The 15,020-nt window shown below is 69.4% G+C and carries 15 protein-coding genes and 2 pseudogenes; 5 read left to right on the plus strand and 12 right to left on the minus strand.

What is annotated here, in order from left to right; translation table 11 throughout:
* Positions 1-247: 247 nt before the first annotated feature.
* A complete protein-coding gene (locus tag AB0C20_RS22035; protein WP_266301961.1) occupies positions 248-580 on the plus strand; it encodes a TraR/DksA C4-type zinc finger protein in 333 nt (110 codons plus the stop codon).
* Between the two features lie 72 nt (positions 581-652).
* Here the strand turns inward: AB0C20_RS22035 and AB0C20_RS22040 are convergent, their stop codons facing one another.
* The 5 genes from AB0C20_RS22040 to AB0C20_RS22060 all read right to left on the minus strand — a co-directional run bounded on the left by AB0C20_RS22040 (position 653) and on the right by AB0C20_RS22060 (position 4,164).
* Complete coding sequence (locus tag AB0C20_RS22040; protein ID WP_357568633.1) at positions 653-1,318, minus strand: DUF2306 domain-containing protein; 666 nt, start codon at positions 1,316-1,318, stop codon at positions 653-655.
* Positions 1,319-1,416: 98 nt separating this feature from the next.
* Entirely contained in the window at positions 1,417-2,079 is a 663-nt protein-coding gene (locus AB0C20_RS22045; RefSeq protein WP_357177368.1) for a response regulator transcription factor, read from the minus strand.
* Positions 2,076-3,215 carry a sensor histidine kinase gene (locus AB0C20_RS22050; protein WP_357568634.1) on the minus strand — a complete coding sequence of 380 codons (1,140 nt, stop codon included), beginning with the start codon at positions 3,213-3,215 and terminating at the stop codon, positions 2,076-2,078. Before AB0C20_RS22050 ends, AB0C20_RS22045 begins: the two co-directional genes overlap by 4 nt.
* A gap of 4 nt (positions 3,216-3,219) precedes the next feature.
* Positions 3,220-3,723, minus strand: coding sequence for a tetratricopeptide repeat protein (locus AB0C20_RS22055; RefSeq protein ID WP_357568635.1), 504 nt, complete (start codon positions 3,721-3,723; stop codon positions 3,220-3,222).
* A gap of 51 nt (positions 3,724-3,774) precedes the next feature.
* A complete protein-coding gene (locus AB0C20_RS22060) occupies positions 3,775-4,164 on the minus strand; it encodes a hypothetical protein (RefSeq protein ID WP_357177363.1) in 390 nt (129 codons plus the stop codon).
* On the opposite strand from AB0C20_RS22060, the gene AB0C20_RS22065 reads away from it, so the two are divergent.
* Positions 4,159-4,656, plus strand: a complete 498-nt coding sequence (locus AB0C20_RS22065) for a hypothetical protein (RefSeq protein WP_357568636.1) — start codon at positions 4,159-4,161, stop codon at positions 4,654-4,656. The two genes, AB0C20_RS22060 and AB0C20_RS22065, sit on opposite strands and share 6 nt — an antisense overlap.
* Before the next feature lie 169 nt (positions 4,657-4,825).
* Positions 4,826-6,091 (plus strand): PHB depolymerase family esterase, encoded by a 1,266-nt coding sequence (locus tag AB0C20_RS22070; protein WP_357177359.1) that lies wholly within the window; start codon positions 4,826-4,828, stop codon positions 6,089-6,091.
* A 70-nt stretch (positions 6,092-6,161) separates the two neighbouring features.
* On the opposite strand, the pseudogene AB0C20_RS22075 reads toward AB0C20_RS22070, so the two are convergent.
* The 6 genes and pseudogenes from AB0C20_RS22075 to AB0C20_RS22100 form a co-directional block, all read right to left on the minus strand.
* Positions 6,162-6,590, minus strand: a pseudogene (locus AB0C20_RS22075) (RICIN domain-containing protein); the annotation flags it as partial.
* 33 nt (positions 6,591-6,623) lie between these two features.
* Positions 6,624-8,030, minus strand: a pseudogene (locus AB0C20_RS22080) (cellulose-binding protein); the annotation flags it as partial.
* Between the two features lie 54 nt (positions 8,031-8,084).
* Positions 8,085-8,606 (minus strand): hypothetical protein, encoded by a 522-nt coding sequence (locus tag AB0C20_RS22085; protein WP_266301965.1) that lies wholly within the window; start codon positions 8,604-8,606, stop codon positions 8,085-8,087.
* A 9-nt stretch (positions 8,607-8,615) separates the two neighbouring features.
* Complete coding sequence (locus AB0C20_RS22090) at positions 8,616-9,125, minus strand: hypothetical protein (RefSeq protein ID WP_357177356.1); 510 nt, start codon at positions 9,123-9,125, stop codon at positions 8,616-8,618.
* Positions 9,126-9,180: 55 nt separating this feature from the next.
* Entirely contained in the window at positions 9,181-10,758 is a 1,578-nt protein-coding gene (locus AB0C20_RS22095) for an RICIN domain-containing protein (protein ID WP_357568642.1), read from the minus strand.
* Between the two features lie 140 nt (positions 10,759-10,898).
* A complete protein-coding gene (locus tag AB0C20_RS22100; RefSeq protein WP_357568637.1) occupies positions 10,899-12,413 on the minus strand; it encodes a family 43 glycosylhydrolase in 1,515 nt (504 codons plus the stop codon).
* A 259-nt stretch (positions 12,414-12,672) separates the two neighbouring features.
* Between AB0C20_RS22100 and AB0C20_RS22105 the strand changes: the two genes are divergently transcribed.
* The gene (locus AB0C20_RS22105; RefSeq protein ID WP_357177350.1) at positions 12,673-13,107 is read left to right on the plus strand and encodes a glutaredoxin domain-containing protein; all 435 of its coding nucleotides are present in this window, start codon (positions 12,673-12,675) and stop codon (positions 13,105-13,107) included.
* A gap of 13 nt (positions 13,108-13,120) precedes the next feature.
* Here the strand turns inward: AB0C20_RS22105 and AB0C20_RS22110 are convergent, their stop codons facing one another.
* The gene (locus AB0C20_RS22110) at positions 13,121-14,308 is read right to left on the minus strand and encodes an amidohydrolase family protein (RefSeq protein ID WP_357568638.1); all 1,188 of its coding nucleotides are present in this window, start codon (positions 14,306-14,308) and stop codon (positions 13,121-13,123) included.
* Between the two features lie 268 nt (positions 14,309-14,576).
* Between AB0C20_RS22110 and AB0C20_RS22115 the strand changes: the two genes are divergently transcribed.
* Positions 14,577-14,996 carry a VOC family protein gene (locus tag AB0C20_RS22115; protein WP_357177345.1) on the plus strand — a complete coding sequence of 140 codons (420 nt, stop codon included), beginning with the start codon at positions 14,577-14,579 and terminating at the stop codon, positions 14,994-14,996.
* Positions 14,997-15,020 lie beyond the last annotated feature (24 nt).

Raw genomic sequence — 15,020 nt, forward strand, 5'->3', positions numbered from 1 at the left:
GCGGCGGGCGGTGCTGTGCGCGTGCCGACGGCGACCCGTCCCAAGGCCGACATGCGGGTGCCGGTTGTCCGCGCGCCGCACACCGTGCCCACGCACACCGTGCCCACGCACACAATGTTGAGCCCGACGCGACCCGGCCGAGGCCCACCTGCGGAGTCGTTGCATATCCAGAACGACCGCCAGGGCGAAGCTATCCAAGCTTCGGCCCTTTTTGTTTTTCCCGACCATTCCCCTTGAAAGGCAGATCATGAGCGTCGATCATCGTCCTACTCTCGACCAGAGTTGGCTGGCTGACCTGCGAGCGTCCCTGGCGGACGACTTCGCCACCCAGACGGCTCGGCTGCGGGAACTGACCGAGCTCAACGCGGACACCGGCGACCCCGGCGAGGCCCACAACCAGGCCGCGCTACTGCTGGCCACCCGTCAGAACATCGAGCAGATCACCGGTGCGCTGAACCGGATCAGCGACGGCACCTACGGTGCCTGCCACAGGTGCGGCCAGAGCATCCCGGCCGAGCGGCTCGAAATTCTCCCGCACGCTCGCTTCTGCGTGCCGTGCCAGGAGAAGCAGAACAGGTGACGCCAGGGTGTGGCTGCCGTACCGCCGGCACGGCAGCCACACCGTCAGGTGCGACAGGGGGACCGCAGCCCCTCAGCCTTTCTGCCGCTCGGGCTCAGCTCGGCGCAGGGCCGCCGCGGTGACGACCGGAGCCGGACGTCGCAGGTACCACTCGGCCACCGCAAGGTTGATCAACCAGCCGGCGACCACCAGGCCGGCCCGGAGGTTCCCGTTGGGCTGTTCACCGGTCGCGATGAGGTACGGCGCGTGGGTGAACGCCTGGGTGCCGGCGCCGAGGCCGATCGCGTAGCCGCGCGCCATCCATCTGCGGTGTTGGGCGATGTCCCGGCGGAGCACGGCGGCGAGACCGAGCAGGATCGCGCCGGCCATGGCCGAGCCGAAGACGAGTCGCATGCCGGCGAGCACGTCGTTGTCATGGGCCGGTAGGTCGTACGCGACGGCCATCCACAGGCCGGCGAAGGCGACCGTCAGCCCGCAGGGGACGAGCGCGCGGCCGGCACGGCGGTGCCAAGAATGACGGCGCAGACGGGGCACGAACTGGAACGCGCCGAGGATCGTGTAGACCACCGCGCCGACGATGTGCAGCACCACCGGCAGCGGATCGGCGACGAAGCGCGCGTTGGCCGCGGTGACCTCCGGTCCGCTGCCCAGCTCGGTGAGGCGTCCGGCGCCGGCGAGCATCGGTATCAGGCCCAGCAGGATCAACGCGGCCGGTAGCCGCCACTCGCGCATCGTCATGCCACCGATGGTGGACGCCGCACCCGCCCCCGCTCATCGGCACAAGGGCCGCGATCGGGTTGGCCCATTGTCGGAGACGGTCGTCGTACTTCCGCCGGTCACCAGTGCCGTCGACGGCGGTTGGTCTCGTACGCCCACATCGCCACCTCGACCCGGTTACGCACCCCCAGCTTGGTCATCAGGCTGGTGACGTGCGACTTGACAGTGCTCAACGTGATGTAGAGCTCGTCGGCGATCTCCTGGTTGGTGCGTCCCCGCGCGACGGCGACCAGGACCTGCTCCTCCCGGTCGGTGAGTGCCTCGATGGGCTGCGCGCGCGGTGCGGCCGGATCCGCGTCGGCGAACGCCTTCAGCAGCCGCGTGGTGACGCTCGGCGCGATCAGCGCGTCCCCGTTGGCGGCGGCGTGCACGGCCTGGCTGAGCAGGTCAGGGCCGGCCTCCTTGAGCAGGAAGCCGCGGGCGCCGGCCCGCAGCGCCGCGTACACGTACTCGTCGAGGTCGAAGGTCGTGATGACGACCACCGCGAGCGGCTCCGGGACCGTTGGCCCGGCGAGCGCCCGGGTGGCCTCGATGCCGTCCAAGCCCGGCATCCGGATGTCGAACAGACACACGTCGGGGCGGAGCCGCCGGGCGAGCTCGACCGCCTGGCGGCCGTCGCCCGCCCCACCGACGACCTCGATGCCGGGCTGCGTGTTCAGGATGATCGTGAGGCCGGTACGGACGATCTCCTGGTCGTCCGCCACGAGCACGCGAACCGTCACGCGCCGACCCCCTCGCGCGGAAGCACGGCCGTGACGGTCCATCCACTGTCGGGATCGGGGCCGGCCTCGCAGGTGCCTCCGAGCAGGTCGGCGCGCTCCATCATGCCCACCAGGCCGAAACCGGGCGAGCCGGTCGGACGGGCGGCGCCGGCCTCACCATCGTCGCTGACCCGCAAACGCACTGACGTGTCATCGGCCGCGACGCTGACCTCGATCCGGGTGGCGTGGCGCGCGTGGCGACGGGCATTGGTGACCGACTCCTGGGCCAGGCGGTAGAGCGCGGAGCCGACAGTGGGCGGAAGGTCGTCGAGGTCGCCGCGCAGCTCCACGTCGACGGCCGGACCGGTGCGAAACTGGCCGGCGAGCCGCCCGATGTCGGCTACCTGCGGGTTGGGCGCCAGATCGGCGGGCTCGTTGCGGCGCAGGACGCGGACCATCGCGCGCATCTCGGCAAGCGCGCGGGACGCCTCGGCCTCGATGGTGCGCAGCGCCTCGACGGCGGCATCCGGCTCGGTCGTCGACGCGGCGATGCCGGCCTGAGCGCGGATCGCCATCGCCGACACGTGGTGGGCAACCGTGTCGTGCAGGTCGCGGGCGAGCCGTTCACGCTCCAACAGCTTCACCCGATCGAGCTCGCGCAGCCGGGTGGCGGCGCGGAAGCGGATGGCGACACCCAGCGTGGCGGCGGCGAACATCACCGCGAAGCCGGCGACCAGTTCACCGCCGTCGACCGAGCCGACCAGCCCGGCGGCTGTCACCTTGGCCACCACGAAGAACGAACCGAGCACGGCTTCCCGGCCGGAGCCCCAGCGGAACAGCGCGTAGACCAGGAGGACCAGGAAGCTCGCAGTGAACAGCTGGCAGGGATCGCCGGGTAGCACGAACGGGGCGACCGTCGTGCAGCCGAAGGCGATCACCACCATCGCGAGCGGTGCGGTACGCCGCCACAGCAGCGTGGGCAGCAGCGCGAGCGCGACCACGACGCAGCCCACCCGCCAGGGCAGATCGGGTCGGAAGATTCCTTCCACCACGATCGCCGGCGCGAGAGCGGCGATCATCGCCCAGTCGCGCCACGTCCGCGCCGGAGTGGGGGAGACACGCGGCTCGGTCGACACCGCGTGCAGGCGAGGATGCATGGATTCATCGTACGAACGGTGGTGCGACTCCAGATCGTCCCAAAGTACGACCCGGGTGGCCGGTCTCTGGGCGATGGGCTCGATTACGTGAGCTGGAGCTTGGCGCGGACGGCGGCGGCGTCCGGATGGTCGAGGGCCGTGAAGATGTCCAGTGCCCGCTGCCAGTCGGCCCGGCCGGAAACGGGGTCGCGAGGGCGTGGCGGGTGTCACCGAGCCGGCTGAGAGTGTCCGCCTCGCCCCAGAGGTCCCCGAGGTCGCGCGTCAGCTCGAGCGTGCGCTCGTAGCACTGCACGGCCCGGCCGTACCGGCCGAGGTGATGGTGTGCGAAGCCGAGGCTGTCCCAGGTGGCGGCCTCGCCGGCGCGGTCGTCGAGCTGCTGCAGGAGTTCGAGTGCCCGCTCGCAGTACGCCAACGCCCCCAGGTGCTCGCCGAGCTGGGCAAGGCACCAGCCGACCGCGTTGAGTGCGTCGGCCTGGGCCCTGCGGTGGCCGGCGGCCTCGGCCAGCACAAGGGTCCGCTTCGAGTGCTCGAGGGCCTTCCGGGGCTCGCCCTGCCGGTCTCACAACGAGGCGAGGTTGTGGTGCGTACGCGCCTCGCCCTCGGTGTCTCCGGCGCGGACGTACAGGTCGAGGGCCTGTTCGAGGTGGTCCAGCGCGTCGGCGTATTGGCTGACCACGGTGTGGCCGCCGGCGAGGAAGCGATGCGCGACCGCCTGTGCGACCGGGTCATCGAGGCGCTGGGCGGCGAGCAGGGCCGCCCGGCAGGTCTCGACGCGGTCGTGCCAGTGCCCCTGTCGGTCGAGGAACGTGTCGAGGGCCCGCCCCAGCCGCCAGGTGTGCGCGTCGAACCCGGCGCTGGCGGCCTGCCGGAGCGCGGCGAGCAGGACCGGGTGTTCCGCGGTCAACCACGCCATCGCCTCCGCGTGGGTGGTGGGTCGCTCAGGATGCACGCCGTCAGCACCTGTTCCGACGGCGGCCTGCGCGCGACGCCGTCGAGCGGCTCGGCCCGCACCGCCGGTGACATCACGACCAACGCGATTCCGGTGCCCACGCCGCCCGCGTTCCCGCCGGGCACCCCGTGCTACCGCGAGGAGGTCTCCGAGGAGGTCTACGAGACTGCCGCCTACACCACCATCTACGAGCTGTACTTCCAGGCGAGCGTCTGCCTGTTCTCCAACGAGATCGTGCTGTACGGCCTGGACACGTCCCTCTCCTTCCCCAACGACGTGCAGGACCCCCGACTGACCTCGATGCAGTTCGTCGTGCGGGACCAGGTCGTCAGCTACAGCCCGACCGAGAAGGACGGCTACTCCGAGCTGTGGGTGACGTTCTGCCCCGATCCGGCGCAGCCGAGCGCCTGCCAGCGGTATCTGCACCGGCTGGGCCTCATCTTCAACCCCGCCTGGGTCTACCCGTTCTCCGTGTTCCAGCGCCTGAGCTGACTGTGCGGGCGGCCTTCCTCCCGTGACTGGTCAGGGCGTCTTCCGCGTAGCTCCGAGGGCGCGGGGCGCCCTGATCACTCGTGCCGGCACCGGTTGCCAGCGGATCTCCGTGGCGTTACGTTGAGGTGCCATCGATGAGCTTCTACATCGCAAGGTACCGGGGGCCCGCATGTCCACGTCTGTCACTCGCCGCACCGTCCTGACCGGTGGGGCCGGTGCCGCCATCGGCCTGGCCCTGCCCGGCGCCGCCGCCCACGCCGATGGGCGCCATTCCACCAGCGTGAGCTTCACTCTCGACGCGAGAACGCTCGACGGCGGTGAGCAGGTCACCTCGGTCACCCTCGACACCCGCCGGCTCGGGTCGATCGACCCGGCGGGGCTGACCCCCGCCACGTTCAGCGTCCACGCCAAGGCCACCAGTCCGATCCCGATCGCTCCCGGCGATCAGATCTTCAGCGAGTACGACCTGGACCGCACGGTGACCGCCGCCCGACTCGACCGGCACGGCAACATCGTGCTGGAGTTGAGCCACGCCGAGGGTCAACCCGGCGGTGGGACCCTCGGCTACATCCTGAGCAGGGGCCGCAACGTCCGGCTGGACCTCGTCTACACCATCACCCAGAACACCCCGGTGGTCCGGCGTCGCGGCTCGCCGGTGATCATCAGCCGCTTCGTGCAGGCAGGGCTGTCGAACCCGGAGGTGGACGCCTTCAGCTACCACGTCTCGGGGTCGGGTATGAAGTACCGGCTGTACTCGCCCGACCACTCGCCCCGGCACGGCCGGCGACCGCTGATCGTCTGGTTGCACGGTGGCGGCGAGGGCGCCTCGCTGCCTGACGACTACTACGACAACGAGACCACGTTGCGTGCCAACCGGGGAGCGCTCGGCTTCGCCACCCCGCAGGCCCAGCGGATCTTCTCCGGCGCGTACGTCGTCGCCCCGCAGAGCACCTCCTACTGGATGGAGGACGGCCCCCGGTTCGCCCCGCTGATCCGCGAGATCGTTGCGGACCTCGTCCGCCGCAAGCGTGTCGACCCGGACCGGATCTACGTGGTCGGTTGCAGCAACGGCGGCTACATGTCCCTGGAGATGACCTCGACGTACCCCGACCTGTTCGCCGCCTCGGTGCCGATCTGCGGTGTCGTCGAGCCGCTCAGCGGGGAGGGCCCGCCGCTGATCACCGACGCGGAGTTGGCGAGCATTCGGACCCCGACCTGGCTGGTCACCTCGCGCGACGACGACACAGTGCCACCGGAGACGAACACGGTCCACGCCCACGACCTCATCCCGGGATCACTGATCAGCCTGTACGACCGCGTCGTCTGGAACGGCTACCAGTTCCCCGGTCACTGGTCCTGGATCTACGTGGCCCGCAACGACCCGAGCCTCAACGGCACCCATATCTGGCAGTGGATGGCCCGCCGCCGTCGGTGATCTGCTGGCCGGCGAGGCGGAAGTTCGGCTCCGGGTCGGCCCTGCGAGGTCGACCCGGAGCCGGGGACGTTCAGCTGACAGGGGTCAGGCGCCAGTTGTTCCTGGTGCTGCCGTTGTCGGCGTACTGGACGGCCTGGGTGCCCCAGGTGCTGGACCCGTTGAGGATGGCGAGCACCTTGCCGCTGTTGACGTTGCGGATCCGGTAGGACCCGTCGCTGTTGGCCAACAGGGTCCAGCGATGGTCGGCGGTGCCGTTGTCGCTCCACTGCATGACGCGGGCGTTGTCGGCGGTCGACATGTTCTCGACGCCGAGGACCTTGCCGCTGTTGACGTTGCGGAACCGGAACGCGTTGCCGTCGGTGACCCTTACCCAGTTGTGGTCGGCGGTGCCGCTGTCACCCCAGACCACGGCCAGACCGCCATCGGCGGTGGACATGTTCTGTACGCCGAGAACCAGGCCGGTGTCGACGTTGACCAGCTTGTAGGTGTCCCCGGGGCTGGTGGCGCTCACGCTGGTCACGAAGGTCATCACGCTTCGGGCGGGAAGCGTGACGGTGAGCGAGCCGTTCGACATGCTGAGCGCGCCCTGGGGCGCGACGGTCCTGCTGCCGTCGGTCAGCCAGTTCGAGACACTGCCGGAGGCGGTGGCGTTGGACAGTGTGAACTGTTGGCTCACCGACGAGGTGTTCTTGTTGATGGCGACGATGACGACTGTGTCGCCGCCCCGGTACGCCGAGACGTAGACGTTCGAGGCGGGGTTCGCCGTCGCGTCGATCCGTACGTACCCGGGGCGGACGAACCTGGCGAAGTGCGCCATCATGGCGCCGCGCTTGCTGATCTGGCCGTCCTCCCGCATGGGGCCGTAGCTGCGCCGGAGATACCACCAGACGTACGCCTGGAACTCGGCGTCCACCATGGCGCGGTGGACGTGTTCCCCCACGTCGAGCGCCTCGGGCCAGGCGTCACCCGAATTGGTGTTGCTGTTGGGGTAGTAGACCTCTGTCATCCAGAGTTCCTTGCCCGCGCCCTTCTGCTTGAAGAGGGGGTAGGGGAAGTTCGCGTACGACGTGCCGTAGAGGTGCGCACCGATGATGTCCACGTTGGCGAGCGCCGCGGAGTCGTTGAGGATCGGGTCCGACACGGACTTCACGTACTGGAAGGACTCCGGAGCGATGACCCTGGTGCTGATCGAGCCGGCGTTCTCCCGCAGGAACCGGAGCATCTCCGAGGACGTCCACCACGTCCATTCGGCCGCGTAGTCCGGCTCGTTCTGCACTGATATGCCGTACAGGTTGACGCCGTTGTTGCGCATGTGGGTGGTGAAGTCGTTCAGGTGCGTGGCGTAGGCGCCGTACGAGCTGTATCGGAGCCGTCTCGCGTTGGTCTGGTTGCCGCGAGTGAAGGTCTCGATCATGCTGGCTGGCGGGTTCCACGGCGATGCGAAGACTGTGGCTCCGAGTGCGACAGCGCGCTGCGCGGTCGCCAGATCGCGGCTCCAGTCCGCCTGGGTCTCGTTGACGGGGATCCTCAGCAGGGAGAACCCCAGCCGACCCTCGCCGGTGCCGAACGCCGTGTCCCGCTGGGCGGCCGTCAGGTCGCCGATCCAGGCCGCGTGGGCCATGGCGCCGAAGCCGCGGATCGTCTGCCGGGTTGCCGACGGGTTGATGCTGGCCGGCGCGGCAACGGCTTCGGTGGCCCCCACGACCGTCGCGACCGCTGCGACCGGTACGGCCCCCATCGTCGTCAGGACGGTGCGCCGGGTCAGCAGTTTCCGTTCGCCGCTCACCTGCTCATTCTGATCGTGCGTCATGTCTTGTCCTCCTGGGTGGTGGTGGTACGCGCCCGCTCGGTCCCGTCGGCCCGGTCGGCACCGGTCTGCTGCGCTGTCACGGGGTTGACCGTGCTCGTGACGATCGATCCGGCTCTGATTGATCGTCATAACTGTTAACGCTAACAGACTTGTTACGCCTCTGGCATCGGTAGGCGTGGATCATTACTTGCGGCGTAGTTCCCGCAACACGCCGTGCCGGCGCACCGCCCACGCGAGACGCCGGACGCGCGGGTGCCACACGAACAGCACCGCAGCCCGGCGGATCAGGCCGAAGCGGTTGTCGCTCAGCTGGTTCTCGATCGCCTGCCAGATCAGCTCGCGCACCTTGGCGCTGGCCAACACCGCCCGTACCTCACGCCGCACCACAGGATCCTCGGCCGCCGACGCGATGGCGGCAGCCTGACCCGGCCGGTCCGCCAACGGCTCCACCGCCGCCGCGACGAGCGGCCTGCGCACCTCGTCCCGCTCCAGAAGCAGCAACACCGCTTCCCGAATCTCGACGGTGTCCAAGGCGGACCGCAGCAGGCTCAGCAGGCTGCGCTCCACCTCGTGGTCATGGTCCGGAACGGACAGCGTCGCCAGCAGCCCCGCGATCTCCTCGAGATCGACGACGTGTCGCACCCCGGCACGGAACTCCGGCAGCTCCCACGCGACCTGTAGAGCCTTGACGAGATTGCGGTTCATGGGCCATCGCTACCCGCAAGCGCCAGCCGGCGAAACCCCGACCTGACGCCGGATGAACTGGATACCGGCGGTCGTGGTGGCCACCAGCGCCGCAGCCGCGGCGACCAGTAGCAGGGTGGTCTCCGCCAGGACGGCGTGCATGTATTCGCCGCCGTTCGCGGTGGCCGAAAGGTACCGCTCGGCTGCGATCAGGTTGAGGGGCACGGCGATGAGCGCGCTAACCCACCACCTCGTCCTTGGCGCGGTCGGTGCGCCCGCTGGTCGCGCGCGCCCGGTCCGGATGAACCAGTTGGCGACGCTGGCCGAGGCGGTGAGCAGCGTGAGGATCAGCAGACAGAATGTCGCTGTGGACAACTCACGAAGCGACACGATGCTGTCGAGGATCTCCACTATGCCGGACCCGTCATGGGTCACCCCGCCGACGCGGCGCTCGTATGCCCCAAGAGCGACGAGGGTGTGGGTGACGTCGACGACCGTGAGTGCGACCAGGGCGGTCACGGCGATGCGGGAGCTCGGCATCTGGCGACGATAGCCCTCGTTCGCAACTTTCGTGAGTCGCTCTGCCGAGTGCCTCTCAGCACCATGTAAGGGTCGAATTCACCCGGGTGACGTTGCTGATCGTGTTGTTCGCCCCACCGCAGGGGCTCTGGGTGATGTTGGTTCCGCTGACTGTCAGATTCTGGAACCGGATGCCAGAGGAGATCGGGAACTCGCTCCGGGCCGCGATCCGCACCTCGCCGCCGCCCGTCACCGTCCCGGACACCCCGGCGATGACGACGTTGTAGCAGTTCTCCACCAGGATCGAGTTGTTCCCCGTGTTCGAGATCGTCACCCGGTCGATGACCGCGCCGCCGGACTCGGACACGCAGAAGATCCCCCGGCCACCGCCGGACGCGAGCACGGTTCCGACCCGGATGTTTGTCGGGTACGAGTTGCCCACCCGGCCGTTGCGGTTGGCCATCCGGAACGCCGCGTACCCGGTTCCGGCCCCGGCGCCCTGCGCGTCGACGGTGCCCACCGTGGCGTTGATCGTGTCGTTGAGGAGCAGGCCGGAGTCCCGTGTGTTCCGGGCCGTGACAGTGCCGATCGTCAGACCGTCCACGCCGTACGTCTCCACCCCGTGAGTGCCGGTCCCCGACACGTACACGTTGTCGATGCGGACGTTGCGGACCTTCACCGCCCGATCTCCACCGTGGTTGTCGATGCGTACGCCCAGACCGGCGGAAAGCCGCATGTCGATCTGCCCGAGAGTCAGGTTGTTCACGTTGCGCATGAAGATCCCGTACAGCGGCGAACCGGTCAGCGTGAGGTTCTGCACCTCGACGTCAGTGGTTCCCCGCGAGTAGACCGGCGCCTGGTCTCCCGAGCCCGACCCGGTCACGTTGATCGTGCCGCACACGGCCAGGGTCGTGTACGACGGCAGCGACAACCGCGAGCCCGCGCTCATCGAGCCGGAACCGCGAACCACCACCCGCTGCTTCGACGTACGACCCGCCGACAGCGAGTTGACCGCCGCCTGCATCGCCGACAGCATGTCCGCGCCCGAGTAGACAGTCGACGAGCCATTGCGGGCCGTCCAGGTGCTCCCGCTCAGTACGGCCTCGGCGTTGGTCGACCCGCTGCCACAGCCGGTGGTCGGTGGCGTGCCGCCACCTACCGCGACCAGCTGCCACTGCTGGTTCGGGCCGTTGAGGTCGGCGTACTGACTGATCCGGCCGCCGTCGGCGGTGGACCGCTCCCAGACCTCGAGTGCCTTGGCCGAGTGGCGGTTGATCAGTCGGACGTTACCACTGTCGGAGTCGAGGACCTGGAACTGCTGGTTGGTGCCGTTGGCATCGGGCCACTGGCGGTACTCGGCGCCGTCGGCGGTGTTCCACTCCCAGAGGTCGACGACCTTGCCGCTGTGTCGGGCCTTGAGGCGGTAGTAGCCGCTGCCGGAGGAGACGAACTGGAACTGTTGCCACGCGCCGTCGTTACGGGACCACTGCTGGATCACCGCGCCGTCTGCCGTCGAGGTGTCCCGGACGTCGAGGACCTTGCCGCTGTTCCGGTTGACCAGGACGTAGTAGGCGTTGGTGTCGATACTCGCCGCCGCAGCCGGCGGTGCGCCGACCAGAGCGGCACCGGCCGCGGCGACCAGCGTGGTGATCATGGCGAGCACCAGGCCCGTACGCCGGCCGCGACGGATCGACAGACCGCCGGACGGTCTTCTCGTGCTGATGAATGGCATCGCTCCTCCTGGCTGGAATGGGCTCCGGGCGTACCTGGACGGGTGTCGACGACAGCGGGCGCCTAGTCCAGGTGGAAGGTGGCCGAGGCGCGTTCGGCGCTCGAACTGACCGCCTCGATGTAGAGCAGTCCGTCGCGGTGGCGCACGTGGCGGCCCGGGAAGTTCTGCGACTCGAGGGAGATCCCGGCGCTGTCGGCGAGGCCGGCCTGGCGACGGAAGCTCGCGTCGCCGCCGAACAGCGCCGAGCCGTCGTTCTTCTCCACGTACAGGGCGTAGCCCCGGTGGCGTAGGTAGTAACCGGGGAAATTGGTCGATTCCAGCGACACCGAACCGCCGCCGGCGAGGCCGGTGACGATGCGGAACTGGGTGTCGGCCAGGTTGGTGACGTTCGGCTCGATCCGGGCTCGGTAGTCGTAGTGCCGGATGTAGCTGCTGGCCTGGTCATGTGACCGCAGCCGCACCGGTGTGGCACCGTCGGGGACCGGGATGCCGAAGTTCGGGGTGCCGTCGGCGTTCCAGTACACCTTCTGTAGCCGGGTGCGTCGGTTCGGGTCGTTGAGCGGATCGCCGGTGATGTCGCGGTAGTTCCGGTCGTGGTAGACGAGGATGTCGCTCTGCCCGTCCTCGGAGACGGAGAACGAGTTGTGGCCGGGGCCGTACTGGCCGGTGGCCGCGTTGCTGGCGAACACCGGGTTGGGGCTCTTGCTCCAGGAGGCGGCGTCGAGCAGGTTCGCGCTGGCGGAGGCGCTCAGCATCCCGAGGCAGTAGTTGGCGTCCGTGGCGCTGGCCGAGTAGGTCAGGAAGATTCGGCCGTTTCGTTGGATCACCGCCGGTCCCTCGGCAACCCGGTAGCCGCGGGTCTCCCAGTCGTACGTCGGCACGACGAGTCGGGTCACGGTACCGGTGATCTGCCACGGATTGGCACCCATCCGGGCGAGGTAGACGTTGGAGTTGTTTCCGATCGACGGCTCCTGCTGTGCCCAGGTCAGATAGCGCACCCCGTTTGCGACGAAGGTCGAGGCGTCCAGGCTGAAGGTGTCCCAGGGTGTGGTGATCCGGCCGCGTTCGGTCCACGAACCGGCCAGCGGATTCGCGTTGGCGTTCTCCAACACGTACATCCGGATCCGCCACACGTCGTCGGTGCGGCCCGCGGCGAAGTAGACGTACCACCGGTTGTTTATGAAGTGAATCTCCGGCGCCCAGATGTGGGCGCCCATCTCTCCGCTGGTGTGGCGGCTCCAGATCGTCGTCTCCGCCGCCGTCGCCAACCCTTGCAGGGTGGTCGCCCGGCGCAGGACGATGCGGTCGTACTGCGGCACCGTCGCGGTCAGGTAGTAGTAGCCGTCGGTGTGCCGGAAGATGTGCGGGTCGGCCCGCTGGTTGACCAACGGGTTCGTGTAGGTGACGGCGGGTGCGGCCTGTGCCGGCGCGGCCACGGTCAGGCCGGCCGACACGGCCAAGACCGCCAGCACCGCGGCCAGCATCGACCGCAGACGCCGAGGGATGCCGTGGCCGGCGGGCCCCCGGTGGACGGCCCGACGGCTGTTCGGGTCGGTTCGAGGGAATGGCAGCGGCATCTGTCCTCCGCGAGCTTGGGAACGGTCATTGACCAGCACCGGTACGACTGCGGCGATCCCGTAGCCGATCCGGTCGTCGCCGCGCGGCGACGTCGGGCAGGACCGGGGGAGAGGCGCGAAGGGCTGGGAATGTGACTGTGGCGTTGCGATCAGGTGGCGGAGTTCATGTTGGCGTTAACATCGATACCTGTCAAGGTGTTGTGGCCGCCCACCTGGCCGGAACGGCGACCATCACGTACCTGGAGGTAGGGTCATCGGCGTGCTGCGACGGTGGGCTCTGGCGATCCTGATGGCGGCGTTCGGCGTGGTGGTGGCGGTGACCCAAGTGGCCGATGGTCTGCCCGTCGTCGGCGGCGTCGAGTTGTTGGTCCTCCTGGCGTTGGCGCTGCTGCTGTCACCGTGGGCCTTCCCCCGCTCGTTGGGCGCCGCCGAGGCGCAGCGGGCCAGCGCGGTCGACGGCCGGCCCATCGTGTACTGGCGTCCCGGCTGTCACTACTGCCTCCGGCTCCGGTTCTCCCTCGGCCGGCTCGCCCGGCGGGCGCACTGGGTGGACATCTGGCGTGACCCGGCCGCTGCCGCCGCCGTCCGGGCGGTAGCCGGCGGCAACGAGACGGTGCCCACCGTCGTGCTCGGCGATCAGGCCGTCGTGAACCCCGACCGGGCCTGGTTCCGCCAGCAGCTCCGCTCGTCCTGACCCGGCGACACCCTCATCTCACGAGGTGACCGGCGAGGTACACAGCGAGCGGGCGGCGCAGCACAGTGATGTCGCTCGTCGGATCGCCGTCCACGATCAACAGATCGGCGTCGAACCCGGGGTGGACGCGGCCCTTGCGTCGACCCAGGCCACACACCTCGGCGCCGATTGAGGTCGCCGCGGCGAGGGCGGCGGTGGCGGGCATGCCGCAGACCACGTACTCGACGAGCGTCTCGGGCAGGATCCCGTGCGGCTTCGCGGGGCCGAGACCCGCGTCCGAACCGGCCACCAGGCGGACCCCGGCCCGGTGCAGTGTGGCAACGGCGTCGCGCAGCGTGGCCTCGCTGAGCCCGGCCCGCGCCGCCATCTCCACCACCTCCGGCGGCGTGACCACGGCCGGGTCGGTGCCGAGCGTGGCACAGACCGCCACCCCGGACGCGGCCAGTCGGTCCGCGAGCTCAGCGGGAACACGGGCGCCGGCCGCGGTCACGCAGGTGCAGTGCTCGATGCCGTCCACGCCGACGCGCAGCGCCTGCTCGACCGCGCTGAGCGCGTGCGCGTGCGCGGTCACCGGCAGACCCAGCTTGTGGGCCTGTGTCAGTGCGGCGGCCAGTTCCTCGTCGGTGAACTGCGGCCTCGTGGTGTCGGTGCCCGGGGTGAACACCCCGCCGCTGGCCATGACCTTCACCAGATCGGCACCGGCCGCCGCCCGGAGACGTACGGCCTCGCGAACCCCGTCGACACCGCTCGCCTCACCCCCCAACGACCAGCAGTGCCCGCCGACGCTGGTGAGCGGTGCGCCCGACCCCACCACCGTCGGAAGGTCGTCCCGCACCCGCCGATCCCGCCACCGCAGCACCGCGTCACGCCGGTCGCCCAGGTCCCGGACCGTCGTGACGCCGGCCGTCAGGTGCGTACGTAGCGACGCCTCGACGACCGCTTCGAGGTCCGATTCGGGACGATCGGCGAGCTGGCCCAGCGCGTCGGGCCCGGCGTCGGCGCACAGGTGCACGTGCGCGTCGACCAAGCCGGGCAGCAGCGTGCCGTTCGGTTCCTCGCGTACCGGCCAGCCGTCCGGCGCCTCGGCGTTGCCTCGGTGCACCGCGGCGATGCGCCCCTCGTCGAGCAGGACCAGCACCCCACCGTCCACGAGCCGTTCGCCGTCGAACATCCGGGCCACCCGGACACCAAGCTTCGTCATCGTCACCCCAACCCGTGTGCTCGGTCACTGCCGTCACCACCGACGCCCACGATGCGCTTGTCCACTGGCGGCCGCCGGTCATGGCCTGACCATCGCACCGCCACTGGCGCACGGCCTCCCTCACCAGAGCGATATGCCATCCCCCTGCCGGGTCGGCACCTGTTGGGTCGGTCGGGACATCACCAGCCGCAGTGGCGTTTTCGCAAACATCTGCGGGGGATACGCCGCCCGACTTCTCGCGCTGGACGGGCGACGACAGGAGGACGGCATGGAGTTGGCCAACCCGGCACCCGACTACTTCGAGCCCGAGGACGGCATGTTCCTCGCGACATTGCTGATCGTTCGCGACCTGGCGCGGTCCCGGGAGTACTACGAGCGGGTGTTCGGGGCGACCTGCGTCCACGAGAGCAGCCCGCTGATCATGAAGTTCTTCAACAGCTACATCATCATCAACGTCGAGGGCGGTCCGACGGACGACAAGCCGACGGTGCAGGCCAAGGCACCGGCCGACTCCAACACCCTGAGCTGCGCGATGAACGTCCGGGTCCGGGACATTCGGAAGCTCTACGAGGAGTGGAAGTCCCGGGGCGCGGACTTCCTCACCGAGCCGAAGGACCACGGAACGGAGATCCGCTGCTACCTGCGCGACCCGGACGGCTACCTGGTCGAGGTGGGGCAGGGGCTCTGACCATCGAGCCACCCGGTCGCCTGG

Source organism: Micromonospora sp. NPDC048843 (genome assembly GCF_040649965.1).
Lineage (GTDB): Bacteria > Actinomycetota > Actinomycetes > Mycobacteriales > Micromonosporaceae > Micromonospora > Micromonospora hortensis.